Origin of the sequence: Chryseobacterium sp. Leaf180 (assembly GCF_001424585.1) — a bacterium.
In the GTDB taxonomy this organism is placed as follows: domain Bacteria; phylum Bacteroidota; class Bacteroidia; order Flavobacteriales; family Weeksellaceae; genus Chryseobacterium.
On record NZ_LMPJ01000011.1, the window covers coordinates 86,369 to 99,537 of the forward strand.

Below are 13,169 nucleotides of genomic sequence, written 5' to 3' on the forward strand. Positions count from 1 at the left end.
ATTTCCTGATATGTCGCAACAAACTGCCGTTTTGTTACTGGGAACTAATCTTGGTGACCGAAAAAAAAATCTGGAAAATGCTGTGAACAAAATAGCTGAGGCAGGCAACGTTATATTAACAAAAAGTAATATAATCACATCAGAACCTGTCGAATTTGTAAGTTCCAATTATTTTTGTAATATTGCACTTATTATAGGTACACCGTTTTCACCTGTCGGCCTTTTAGATTTAGCTAAAAATATAGAAGCCGATCTTGGGAGAACCCACGATTCTACAAAGACTGGCGGATACACAGACCGCCTGATAGACATAGATATCGTAAAATACGGCAGTTTGAATTTTATATCAGAAAGACTATTACTCCCTCACAAGAAACATCTTTTTGAAAGAGCATTTTCCAAGCTTGTATTGGATAATTTATTTGAAATCAAAACATAAAACATATTGTATGAAATTAGGTCTATTATTATTGGCGATGTTGCCTGTTGCTGCTTACGCTCAAGACAGTATTTCTGTAAGTTCTTACAACCAGTATCCCAACACGTTCTCCTCTGGTTCTGCAGATGTACAGCAGTTTGACAATAAAGCCAGAAAATTCAATGACTGGTCGATCACTGTAGGCGGCGGTCCGGCATTCATGACTTTTGCCGATCTTAAATCTTTCTACGACGGAAAAACAAACTGGGGCTGGAATGCTTACGGTAGTTTAGATAAGCAAATCACACATACTTTCGGGATGAGCGCCCAGTTTACCATTGGTGAAACAAAGCAGCAAGCGCAGTTGCCGACAAATCCTGCAGCAGGAATTGCCAATGCATATACAAAGTTTCGCTCTGTAGCGCTTATGGGAGACATCAATTTCAGCAACCTCATGAGAAGAGTTGACAATAATTCTCCTTTCAGATGGGCGTTACACGGTTATCTTGGTGCCGGTTTTATGGGATTCAAAACGGAACTTATTGATAATGATGCTTCAAGATACAGCGTTTCTCCACCGAGAATTCCTATCAGAAATGATCAGAAACTTGACATCAACTCATTTTTCATGCAGGCCGGTATTGGTTTAAAATACAATGTTTCAAGATTACTGGATGTTGAAGCCCGTGTAATGTACATCAACTCATTTGATGAAGAATTTGACGGTGGTGGCGAAGGAAGATCTCTTGATACTCCACTTGGTGACAGAATTAATTATAATCTTATTGATGATTCTTATTCAGACGCCATGATGACTTTCAACATCGGACTTACTTTCAAATTAGGAAAACATCCTTCACATCTTTCTTGGCACGACCCGCTACAGGAAGCTTACGGAAGAATTTATACACTTGAAAACACCACACAGGAACTTGTGGTTTGTGAAAAAGGTGATTTAGATAATGACGGTGTTTGCGACGACTGGGACAGACAGCTTGATACACCTGCTGGTGCAAGAGTTGACGGTGCAGGTGTCGCATTGGACATCGATTTGGATGGTGTGATCGATCACATCGACAAATGTGTTACCGTTCCTGGCCCTGCGTCTAACGAAGGTTGCCCAGTTACCCAATAAAAAACTCAGGGCAGATATTTTCTTATCTGCCCATTTTTACATAAGACTAATAACTAAATAAATAACACTATGAAATTAAGTTTAGCAATTGCTGCACTGGCGTTGGCTGTACCTACAGCAATGTCTGCGCAAGACTCAACAGCTGTTTCTAATGCAGAACGTTCTTCAACTTTTTCCTCAGGTTCTTCGAACGTTGCTCCATTCACTCAAGAATCAAAAAGATTTAATGACTGGGCAATATCAGTAGGTGCAGGCGTACCGATGATACAGTCTGCAGATCTTACTTCCATCAAAAACGGTAACGGAAAAAACCTTTTCGGTTATTCTGTTTACGCAAGTATTGACAAAGCAATTACCCACGCTTTCGGTATTAATATTCAGTACGACAGAGGAGAAACCAGACAGGGATGGTTTAATGCAAAAGACTTAGCGCCAACAAACGCTCCTGCTTTTCAACAGGTTGCAGGAAGAACTCAATATGATGCAATATCTGTTTTAGGAGACTTGAATTTTTCAAATCTTTTGAGAAGAGTTGATAACAAATCTCCATTCAGATGGGCCCTTCACGGATATGCGGGTGTAGGAACTCTTGCTTATAGAGCTTATCAGAAAGACGCGTCCTCACCTTACCAAAGACTGATGACAGAAATCAAGCCTTTCAGACTGAATTCATTATTTGGTCAGGCTGGTGCAGGTTTAAAATACAAAATTAACAACAGATTAAATGTTGAAGGCCGTATCATGTATGTTGTAACCACAGACGATGAGTTTGACGGTGGCGGAAGACAGTACAGCGATATCAACAAGCGTGAAGATCAGATTTCTGATAACTTTATTAATGCTACGTTGGGTCTCTCTTTACAGCTTGGCAAACATGAATCTCACTTAATGTGGCATGATCCATTGCAGGAACTTTATTATAAATTAGATGTATTGGCTGAAAGAAATCAGGATATCGAAGTTTGTAAAAAAGGTGATGTAGACAACGACGGCGTTTGCGACGACTGGGACAGACAGCTTGATACACCTGCCGGTGCAAGAGTTGACGGTGCTGGTGTAGCTTTGGATGCTGATCTAGACGGTGTGATTGATCTTTACGACAAATGTGTTACCGTTCCTGGTCCTGCTGAGAACAACGGTTGTCCTATGACTCCGGCTCCAACACCTGGAGGAGTTGTAGATGAAGTGGTGACAAACCTTGAAGGGATTGAGTTTGATTTTAATTCAGATAGAATCTTATCTTCAAACACACCAATTTTGAATAATGCAGTTGGTTATATCAATAAATCTGACGGCTCTGTGTACACGGTTATCGGTGCAACAGATACAAAAGGTTCTGACGAATACAACCAGAAACTTTCTGAAAGAAGAGCAAACAGCGTGAAAAACTATTTGATTCAAAACGGTGTTAATGCTTCTAAACTTAACGCAGTAGGAAGAGGTGAAAAAGACCTTAAATATCCCGAGTGCGACCCGGCAGAGAAATGTGAAGAGTGGAAAAACAGAGCCAACAGAAGAGTTTACTTCGAGGTTAAGTAAAAAAACATTTTCAGATAAACTAAAGTCACGCATTGCGTGGCTTTTTTTATTGCCTTTTTCTTACATTTACTGTATGATTTCTCTTCAGGATTTTCAGAAACTAAAATACGATACCCTAAAACATTTTTGGGGCTACGATAGTTTCCGCGACGATCAGGAAGAAATTATCGACTCTACTTTATCTGCTAAAGATACACTTGTTCTTTTACCGACAGGTGCCGGAAAATCGCTCTGCTACCAGCTTCCGGCATTACTAAAAGAAGGAGTTTGCCTTGTAATTTCTCCGCTTTTAGCGTTAATGAAAGATCAGGTTTTTCAGCTCAAATCAAGAGGTATTGAAGCAGAATATCTAAGCAGCGAACTCGATGATTATGATGCTGAAGTTATTTATAACCGCTGCAAAGACGGTCTCACTAAACTTTTATATGTTTCACCCGAAAGACTTACAAACCGTTCTTTCATCGTTCAGATGGAAGAAATTCAGCTTTCTTTTATCGCGGTAGACGAAGCGCACTGTATTTCAGAATGGGGACAGGATTTTCGTCCGAGTTATCAGAATATAAAAGACTTCAGAAAAAATCATCCACAAATTGCCTGCCTCGCGCTAACGGCAACTGCGACTCCAAAAGTTTTAGAAGAAATAAAATCAAAACTTGATCTGAAAAATCCTGCAGTATTTCAGAAGAGTTTTAAGCGAAGCAACATTAAAATTTTTAGTGAAAAAGTCAGCGATAAATACCAGCGGATTTTTAATATTTTAAAATACACCAAAGATTCGGGGATCATCTACGTGAGATCACGGAAAGATGCTGAGCAGCTTACTGCATTTCTGCACAAAAATAATCTTTCGCACGTCGATTATTTCCACGCCGGACTTACCGTAAAAGAGAAAAACTTCCGTCAGAATACCTGGAAAAACAGCGACAGTCATGTTCTTATTTCGACAAACGCTTTTGGGATGGGCATTGACAAAGAAAATGTGCGTTTTGTGATTCACTTTTCGCCTTCGCCTTCGATTGAAAACTATTATCAGGAAATTGGCCGTGGCGGTCGTGATGGACTTCCCAGTTTTGCGTTTCTGCTCTGGAATGAACAGGAACTTTCTGATTTTGAACAGATTTTAAAAAATCAGATCCCGAATAAAAAAGAATATCAGAAAATCATCTCCTACATCTACTCTGCATTTCAGGTTGCCGATTTTGAACTTCCGGAAAAAACTTTTCAGATCAACCTCACCAGCGTTCAGAATTTTACAAAACTTTCTTTAGCGAAGATCAAAAATGTGATGAATTTTCTTCACACACAAGAAATTATTTATCTGAACAGCAACAAAAGTCTTTCGTCGGTTCAATTGATGATGCAGCCAGAAGAAATCGATCAACTTCCCGCAAAAGATGCGCATTTTCTTGAATTTCTGCTGCGTACGATTTCAGGATTGTCGACACATCGTGTCTCATTCAGTGAACAATATGTAAGCGGAAAAACCGGGATCAGCGCTCATCTGATCAAAGAAAAGATCAAAGAAATGCAGAAGAAAAACTATGTGGAATATATCGACGGCGCACTGACAAGCATTAAGTTTCTGAAACCGCGTGACGAAAGAACTTTGCATAATTTCTACTGGAATGTCTTCGAGCAGATTCAAAAAAATAAAATACAAAAGTGGGAAGAAATGAGATTCTACACCGAAGACACGCAGTACTGCAAAATGCGTTTGATTCTGGCGTATTTTGGTGAAAAGAAATCTAAGAACTGCGGAAAATGTACCGTCTGCGAAAAAAACAAACAGTCACTTTTCGGCAATAATGTAAGCGATGAGATTTTAAAAGTCTTATCTAAAAATGCGGCTACAATCGAAGAAATTTCTATTTTGCTGCATTTTCATTCCAAAGAAAACATTTTAGAAAACCTTATTTTCCTGCTCGATTCCGGTAAGGTAAAAATGCTGAATTTCCGTACGTACGCTTTGACGTAAATTGCTATAACCTTCTTTTAAAATTAAAAACTTAGCGGTAAAGGTTCATAAAAACAAAATCCTGTTTTTTATCTTTGCGGTATGAAATCTTTAAAAGTCGTTTTCTTCGGTACGCCGGAGTTTGCCAAAACTTCGCTGCAGGCCATTCATGAATCTTTACACAACGTCGTTGGTGTCGTTACGGTTGCTGATAAAGCAAGCGGTCGTGGTCAAAAAGTGAATCAGTCACCCGTAAAAATATACGCTGCTGAAAATAATCTTACTGTTTTTCAGCCCGAAAAACTGAGAAATCCTGAATTTTTAGAAGAAATAAAAAATCTCAAGGCAGATGTTTTTGTCGTTGTTGCATTTCGAATGATGCCAAAAATTTTATTTGAAATGCCAAAAATGGGAACTTTCAATCTTCATGCTTCACTTTTACCTGATTATCGCGGTGCGGCGCCGATCAATTTCGCAGTTATTAACGGAGAGAAAAAGACAGGCGCAACAACGTTTTTTATCAACGAAAAGATTGACGAAGGAAACATTTTGCTGCAGGAAGAAATCGAGATTTTACCTGACGAAAACGCGGGACATCTGCACGACAGACTCATGGAAATGGGCGCAGAACTCGTTGTAAAAACACTGGACGGATTATCGGAAAATTCAATTACAGAAAAACCTCAGCCGGAAGTTGCTGAGCCAAAAAATGCTTTTAAAATCTTTAAAGAAGATACAAAAATCGATTGGCAAAAATCAGGAAAAGCCGTTCATCAGTTTATTCTCGGCATGTCGCCTTATCCGGCTGCATTTACTGTTTTAAAAATCGGTGAAGACGAAAAAACGCTGAAAATCTTTAACGGAAAGTTTGAGGAATCTTCGCATCAAAAAACGTTAGGAAGTCTTGAGATTTCAAAAAACGGTTTTAAAATATTTACGAAAGACGGTTTTTACTCGCCAACCGAACTTCAGCTGGAAGGCAAAAAAAGAATGAATATCAAAGATTTCCTGAACGGTTTCAGAAATTTTGACGAAATAAAAATGGCCTGAGTAAATCAAGCCATTTTTTATTTTTTAAGTCAACTGTAAATTTTCTAAAAAGTCAATTCAAGACTTTATCAATTTAAAAAATTTAAAAATTCACTTTCAAGCAAAATTGATAATTTACAATTGATTTTTAAAGCTGAACCATTTCAACAACTTCTACATCGTAGCCGCCAACCTGCGGTTTCACATCCGGATTCTGCGTGATGACTTTAAATTTATTGATTCCTAAATTCTTTAAAATCTGCGTTCCAATTCCATAATCTCTGTAATTGAAAGATGCCGTCGGATGTTTTTGCTGTCCGTCCTGGAAATTCAGAAATTGCTGAAGTTTTCTTAAAGTATTTTCAGAATTCGAAACATTATTAATGAAGATAATCGCACCTTTTCCCGCTTCGTTGATCATGTTTGTCACTTTTTCAAGCTGTGGTTTTTCACCATTGCTCAGTCTCGTTAAAACATCAAAATAAGAATCTGAAGACTGTACACGAACCAAAACCGGTTCATCGGTCGTCCACGAACCTTTCGTCAAAGCAAAATGAACCTGATCATTTGAAGTTTCTCTAAAAGCCAGGAAATCGAATTCACCAAAAGCAGTTTTTACTTTTCTCTCTTCAATACGGTCGATCAGATTTCCTTTTTTCAGCTGGTAATGAATCAAATCTTCGATAGAAATAATTTTCATATCATGTTTCTGCGCAAGAATCATCAGTTCCGGCAAACGTGACATGCTGCCGTCTTCGTTCATGATTTCGCAGATTACACCGCCTTCTTTTAAACCTGCCAAACACGTCAGATCAATCGCAGCTTCTGTGTGGCCGGCTCTTTTCAAAACACCACCTTTCTTCGCACGAAGCGGAAAAATGTGTCCCGGACGCATAAAATCTGAAGGTTTTGAATTTTCATCCATCAAAGCTAAAATCGTTTTTGCTCGGTCGCTGGCAGAAATTCCGGTAGAAGTTCCGTTGCCCAAAAGGTCTACAGAAACCGTAAACGCAGTTTCTTTCGGATCGCTGCTTCGGCTTACCATAATTTCTAGGCCAAGCTCGTCACATCTCTTCTCGGGAAGCGGCAGACAGATCAAACCTCTGCCGTGATATGCCATAAAGTTGATCAGTTCCGGCGTTACAAGTTCTGCAGCACAAAGAAAGTCACCTTCATTCTCACGGTCTTCGTCATCAACTACGATGATCATTTTCCCGTTTTTCAGGTCTTCAATGGCTTCCGGAATGGTATTTAACTTTATATCTGACATATTAAATTTAATTTTCGCAAAGATAATTATAATAAAAGCATTCAGCAATTATCTCTATACTTTATTGCTTTCGAAAGCGCGCTGCGCCGCCTGTTTCATTATTTTGTAGGAATTTAATCTTTTCTGATGATCGTAAACGTGGGATGTTATCATCAATTCGTCAGCCTGATACAGCTCCTGAAAATCTGAAAGTTTCTCTGCGATCTCATTTTCGTCACCGATAAAACTGAATTTCAGCATTTTTAAAACCATGGCTTTTTCCATTGGATTCCAGATGTCATCCATATCTTCAACAGGTTTTGGGAAAGGCTTTCTATCGTTTCTGATGATGTTGATAAATGCCTGAAATAAAGTCGTAGCAAGAAAATGTGCTTCCTCAGAAGTTTCAGCAGCTATAGCATTGACACAGGCAATAATGTGCGGTTTTGTCAAATATTTTGAAGGCTCAAAATGCTGACGGTAAATCTGAAAAGCCATTTCCATCTGTTCGGGTGCAAAATGTCCTGCAAAAGCATACGGCAGGCCTAATTCAGCAGCAAGCCACGCGCTGTCGGTACTTGAACCTAAAATATATAATGGAATATCTAAACCTTCACCAGGAATCGCACGAACCGGCGCACTCGAATTTTCTTTAGAAAAATACTGCTGCAATTCTGAAATCTGTTTTGGAAACTGTGAATTAATGGACATAATATTTCTGCCAAGCGCTTTCGCCGTCAAACCGTCAGTTCCAGGCGCGCGGCCAATTCCCAAATCAATCCGTCCCGGAAAAAGCGACTCCAGTGTTCCAAACTGCTCGGCAATCGTCAGCGAACTGTGATTTGGAAGCATAATTCCCCCAGATCCCACTCTGATTTTTTTTGTTCCGTTGGCAATAAAACCAATCAAAACTGAAGTGGCAGAACTGGCGATGCTTTCCATATTATGATGCTCGGCGAGCCAGAATCTTTTATAATCTAAATTTTCTGCAAAATTCGCCAGCGAAAGACTGTCTTGAAATGTATCGTGAATGGTTTTTCCAGCCTTCACAGGCGCAAGATCAAGCACAGATAAATTAAAATTTTTCATACTGCAAATTTAAACCAACCAATTTAGAATAATTGTAAATTGCCATTGATCTGATGTATAGTCTGGCTTCGGCAAACTCTATCAAGCTAAATTCATTTAAAACATTAATACATTATGAAAAAAATTTATTCTCTTTTATTTTTATTACTTCTTTTAAATGCCTGCTCCTTTAATCAAAGCTTTGTAAACAGGGAAGCAGATAAAGACGAAGCAAAAAATGTCTCTGACAAATACTACTGGAAATGGTTTACGGAAGTAACAAAGACAATCTTCACAATCTTTTCAGTAAAAAGTTTTTTGAGTGACCGGCAAAGAAGAACTGGATATATTATTAACAAAGTACAGCAGGAAAAAGGTGTAATTAAAGGTTACGAGTTGGCTAGTTGGGAAACTCTGGTCGTGAAAGGTACAAATCCCAAAAACGAATATGTATTGAAATATGACGTTCAACGCGAACTTGGTGTTACCCATGAAACAGTTTCAATGACCAAAGAAAACGTAGAAATAAAAATTGTCGGCTATAACATTAATATACCAGAAAAATAAACGTCAATTTTCTTTCTCCTTCAAAAAAGTAAAATGATTCACCAAAATTCTTATTTCATTAAAATCAAAATCATTGGGAAGCACCGTTTTCCAGTCGGTTAATGTTTCTTTCGGATCTTTTTTAAACTGATTTTCAAAAGCTGAAATTTTCTCTCTCGTCACAATTCTCGAAATATCGACCATGCCACGCTCAGCAAATTTCGCCAGGTGACCAATCACCGTTTCCTTTACCAAACCACGGTCACGAGCGATTTCAGCAATGGTTTTTCCTTCCTCGAAAAGCTGATATGTAAGAACCTGCGACGGAACTTTCGCAATTTTCATGCTGATTTCCTGGTTGTTTTTTTCTTCCAGAAGTTTGGTTTCCAAAAGATGAATTTCCTTCATGCTGTTCAGATAATCTTCAATATCTTCCAGCAGCGACTTCAGATCTTCGTTGTACTGTTTCAGACCTTTCACAGCTTTTACTTCAGAATAAAAATCTTTCAGCGGACTGAAAATCTTATCTCTAATTTCGGTAAAAAAGAAATTCACAGCACCTTTAGATTTACTTTCAATCTCGTTCCAATTTTCCTTTTTTTCCACGAAAAGCTGGACTTTCTGAAAGATCACACGTTCCAGTTTCTCAAATATTTTACCGAGATTCAGCGCATCATGTTTCAGTTTTAAATATAGCGCTCCGGATTTTGAGTGATCGATATTTTTTGCAACAATCGACTGATTATTCCACTGCTCTATTTCCTTTAAAAGCCATTGGCAATCGATACTGCGCAACATTTTCCGGATGCTGTAATCGTATTTTTCGCCGTTTAAAATATTTTCAACCTGATCATTCGCCTGCGTATCACCCTGAAATTTCAAAATCCGTATATCTTTAAAAATAACTTCAGGCGTAATTTTCGATTTTAAAACAATTCCTTCCAGCGTGCGGCAACGCGAAAGCGCGACATAAACCTGTCCGGCAGTGAAACTTTTTCCGGCATCAATAATCACTTTATCAAACGTGAGTCCCTGACTTTTGTGAATTGTAACCGCCCACGCCAGCTTGATCGGAAACTGCTCAAAACTGCCTAAAACTTCCTCTTTTATGTTTTTTTCGTTGTCTAAAGAATATTTTTTCTGCTCCCAAACCTCACGTTTTACGGTAATTTCGCGACCGCTTCCTTCGAGAACGACTTTTATCTCTTTTTCGTCTAACGCAGAAATCTCGCCAAGTTTTCCGTTGAAATATTTTTTTTCGCCGGTAATGTCATTTCTTATAAACATTACCTGAGCACCGATTTTCAGTTCGAGAAACTGCTCATTCGGGAACTGATTTTCTTTGAAATCTCCAAACAGTTTTGCCTCAAAAACCGACGGAGAAACTTTAAGCTCTGCCAGTTTTTGCTGATTGATATCATCCGCAATTTTGTTGTGCGAACACAGATATACGTAAGAATCTTCTCCTGCGTTAAAATTCGGATCGTAGCGTTCATTAAGCTGATCAAAATCAATACTGGCAACATCACCGTCACGGATTGCATTTAAAATTTCAAGAAAATACTCGTCGTTTTGGCGGTAGACTTTGGTAAGTTCGATCGTTAATAAAGGAATATTTTTAATAGCCAAACTGTCGAAGAAAAAAGGCGAACCGTAAAACATTTTCAGAATATGCTCATCGCGAACGACCGGCGGAAGCTGATAAAGATCGCCGATGAAAAGCATCTGCACGCCACCGAACGGCTGATTATTTCTCCTGATAAACCGCAGCGAAAAATCCATCATATCCAAAACATCAGCACGCAGCATAGAAACCTCATCGATGATAATGACCTCCACTTCGCGAAGCAGTTTCAGTTTGTCTTTCCTGTATTTAAAATGAGACATCAGATCGGAAATATTATTTCCCAAACTGCTGTCGATACGGTCGGTCGTCGGCAAAAAAGTACGCAGAGGCAGGCCAAACATCGAGTGAATGGTAACGCCGCCTGCGTTGATCGCCGCAATTCCTGTCGGTGCCACTACGATATGTTTCTTCTTGGTTTTTTTTACAAAATCGTTAAGAAATGTAGTTTTACCGGTTCCTGCTTTTCCGGTGAGAAAAACGCTTCGGCTGGTGTGTTCTATTAAATCAAAAAAGTGATGGTTCATCCTTTGCAAAATTAAAGAAATGAAGGGAAGGAACGAAATTTGATGAAAGGTTTCAAAAAAGAAATTATGAAAAACGCACTGATAAAAATTCCCGTTGCTGCATTGGCATTAAGTATTTGGGCTGTTTCGTGCAAATCTTCAGCACCAGATCCGGCCACTTTGCCAAAAGATATTGCAGAACGACCTGTAGACGAAGCTTCCCAAAAATATGACGGCGCTCAGCTTGATAAAATGCGCGTGGCGATCGAAATGATGGCTTCAAAAGAAAAATGCAGCGATGCTTCCCAATGGACTTTTGCTCCGATTGGGATAAAAGCGTGTGGAGGCCCCGTTTCGTATCTTACTTTTCCAAAAAAATCGGAAAAAGAAATTCGCTCTAGAATTGAAGATTACAACAGACGAATGTCTGAGTTTAATAAAAAATACAGCATCGTATCTGACTGTATGCTTGCTGCAGAACCAACCGGCGTGAAGTGCCAAAATGAAAAAGCGGTTTTGATCTATTAATCAAAGCCGCTTTTTTTTATTAATTTTCTTCTTTGTACCACGAAGAATATTTCACGTAATTATCAGCAATTCTATTAACCTCGCCCTCCAGTAGAGCCGGCGAAATATCTTTGATTTTCCTAGCGGGAATTCCTCCCCAAACTTCACCTGATTTTATATGGGAACCCTGCGTAACGACCGAACCTGCGCCGACGATAGAATTTTCTTCAACCAGACAGTCATCCATCACAATTGAGCCCATTCCGATCAGCACATTGTCTTTTATCCTGCAGCCATGCACAATTGCATTATGTCCGATAGAAACATTATTGCCTATCTCAAGCGGAAATTTTTCGTAGGTACAGTGAAGCATCGCATTATCCTGCACATTCACTTTATCGCCCATTCTGATGAAATTTACATCACCACGAATCACTGCATTATACCAAATGCTACAGTCATTTCCCATCACCACATCGCCGATGATTGTTGCTGTTTCTGCGAGAAAAACATTTTCTCCGATCTGCGGAGTTTTGCCTAAAAGTTCTTTGATGAGCGCCATATCTATTTTAAAATTTGGTTTAAATAAAATTAAAGTGGAAAACTTACAGGTGCAAATAGCGCCGATAGCAAAAATCTAACTGCCTGAACGATTCTTCTGACTTGTAATCCGTATTTTTGTACTCTCAAATCTAATTAAAAAAATGCACAACATACTTATAGAACCCACAGAAAATCCGAAGGTGATGAAATTTGTCGCTGACTACAACCTCATTCCCGGATCTCTGGAACTCGACCGGAATTCTGACATCACAGAAATTCCGATGGCGCAGGAACTTTTCAATTATCCTTTCGTGGAAAGAGTTTTTATCACGGCAAACTTTGTGGCAGTAGCCAAACAGGATACCGTAGAGTGGGAATTTGTGGCGGAAAGTCTGAAAAATGTAATCGAAGACGAGCTTTTGGCCAATCCGAGAATTTATCTTCAGAAGAAAAAAGAAATGTATCAGATTTATGCTGAGATGACACCAAATCCGAATGTGATGAAGTTTGTTTCAAACATGCTTCTTCTCGATGGGTTTGTAGAAGTGAAATCCCGGGATGCTGCATCAGAAGTTCCTTTGGCACAAGCAATTTTCAATGAATTTGATTTTGCTAAAGAAGTATTTATCTCAGACAATTTTGTGGCGGTAACGAGAGATAATTCTGTAGAATGGCACCAGATTATGATGGCCGTTCGCGGTTATATTGCAGAATATCTTCAGAACGGCGGAAAAGTAAGCAACGCTACAGCACAAAAACATGAAAATCCGGTTGAAAATATTATCAAAAGAGATTATACCGACAACGAGCAGAAAATTTCTGATATTTTAAATGAATACGTCGCACCTGCTGTAGAAAATGACGGCGGAAAGATTTCTTTAATGGAATATGATGAAGCAAGCAAAACTGCGAAAATGCTTCTTCAGGGAGCTTGTTCGGGCTGCCCAAGTTCGACAGCAACTTTGAAAGGTGGAATCGAAAATATCCTGAAACAGTTCGTTCCGGATCTTGTAGAAAAAGTAGAAGCCGTAAACGGATAAAATATTAGTAT

Annotated in this window: 12 protein-coding genes; 8 read left to right on the top strand and 4 right to left on the bottom strand. The window is 39.0% G+C overall.

Annotated elements, in window-relative coordinates; all coding sequences use genetic code 11:
• Window positions 1–10: 10 nt before the first annotated feature.
• From folK to fmt, 5 genes are all read left to right on the top strand, one after another.
• Window positions 11–439, top strand: coding sequence for a 2-amino-4-hydroxy-6-hydroxymethyldihydropteridine diphosphokinase (gene folK, locus ASG01_RS13360; protein WP_055864573.1), 429 nt, complete (start codon window positions 11–13; stop codon window positions 437–439).
• 10 nt (window positions 440–449) lie between these two features.
• Window positions 450–1,553 (top strand): hypothetical protein, encoded by a 1,104-nt coding sequence (locus tag ASG01_RS13365; RefSeq protein WP_055864576.1) that lies wholly within the window; start codon window positions 450–452, stop codon window positions 1,551–1,553.
• A gap of 69 nt (window positions 1,554–1,622) precedes the next feature.
• Window positions 1,623–3,092 carry an OmpA family protein gene (locus ASG01_RS13370; RefSeq protein WP_055864577.1) on the top strand — a complete coding sequence of 490 codons (1,470 nt, stop codon included), beginning with the start codon at window positions 1,623–1,625 and terminating at the stop codon, window positions 3,090–3,092.
• Window positions 3,093–3,165: 73 nt separating this feature from the next.
• Complete coding sequence (locus ASG01_RS13375; RefSeq protein WP_055864579.1) at window positions 3,166–5,067, top strand: ATP-dependent DNA helicase RecQ; 1,902 nt, start codon at window positions 3,166–3,168, stop codon at window positions 5,065–5,067.
• A gap of 81 nt (window positions 5,068–5,148) precedes the next feature.
• Window positions 5,149–6,096 (top strand): methionyl-tRNA formyltransferase, encoded by a 948-nt coding sequence (gene fmt, locus ASG01_RS13380; protein ID WP_055864580.1) that lies wholly within the window; start codon window positions 5,149–5,151, stop codon window positions 6,094–6,096.
• A 127-nt stretch (window positions 6,097–6,223) separates the two neighbouring features.
• On the opposite strand, the gene ribB is transcribed toward fmt, so the two are convergent.
• Both ribB and ASG01_RS13390 read right to left on the bottom strand, forming a co-directional pair.
• Complete coding sequence (gene ribB / locus ASG01_RS13385) at window positions 6,224–7,345, bottom strand: 3,4-dihydroxy-2-butanone-4-phosphate synthase (RefSeq protein WP_055864583.1); 1,122 nt, start codon at window positions 7,343–7,345, stop codon at window positions 6,224–6,226.
• Window positions 7,346–7,399: 54 nt separating this feature from the next.
• Window positions 7,400–8,413 (bottom strand): LLM class flavin-dependent oxidoreductase, encoded by a 1,014-nt coding sequence (locus ASG01_RS13390; protein ID WP_055864586.1) that lies wholly within the window; start codon window positions 8,411–8,413, stop codon window positions 7,400–7,402.
• A gap of 114 nt (window positions 8,414–8,527) precedes the next feature.
• Here ASG01_RS13390 and ASG01_RS13395 point away from each other — a divergent pair, with 114 nt between their 5' ends.
• Complete coding sequence (locus ASG01_RS13395; protein ID WP_055864589.1) at window positions 8,528–8,959, top strand: hypothetical protein; 432 nt, start codon at window positions 8,528–8,530, stop codon at window positions 8,957–8,959.
• 3 nt (window positions 8,960–8,962) lie between these two features.
• Here the strand turns inward: ASG01_RS13395 and ASG01_RS13400 are convergent, their stop codons facing one another.
• A complete protein-coding gene (locus ASG01_RS13400) occupies window positions 8,963–11,089 on the bottom strand; it encodes a helix-turn-helix domain-containing protein (RefSeq protein WP_055864593.1) in 2,127 nt (708 codons plus the stop codon).
• 66 nt (window positions 11,090–11,155) lie between these two features.
• Between ASG01_RS13400 and ASG01_RS13405 the strand changes: the two genes are divergently transcribed.
• A complete protein-coding gene (locus tag ASG01_RS13405; RefSeq protein WP_131725377.1) occupies window positions 11,156–11,596 on the top strand; it encodes a hypothetical protein in 441 nt (146 codons plus the stop codon).
• 19 nt (window positions 11,597–11,615) lie between these two features.
• On the opposite strand, the gene ASG01_RS13410 is transcribed toward ASG01_RS13405, so the two are convergent.
• Window positions 11,616–12,137: a gamma carbonic anhydrase family protein gene (locus ASG01_RS13410; protein WP_055864597.1), complete on the bottom strand. Its 522-nt coding sequence runs from the start codon at window positions 12,135–12,137 to the stop codon at window positions 11,616–11,618.
• Window positions 12,138–12,279: 142 nt separating this feature from the next.
• Here ASG01_RS13410 and ASG01_RS13415 point away from each other — a divergent pair, with 142 nt between their 5' ends.
• On the top strand, window positions 12,280–13,158 hold the full coding sequence (locus tag ASG01_RS13415) for a NifU family protein (protein ID WP_055864600.1): 879 nt from the start codon (window positions 12,280–12,282) through the stop codon (window positions 13,156–13,158).
• The last annotated feature ends 11 nt before the right edge of the window (window positions 13,159–13,169 follow it).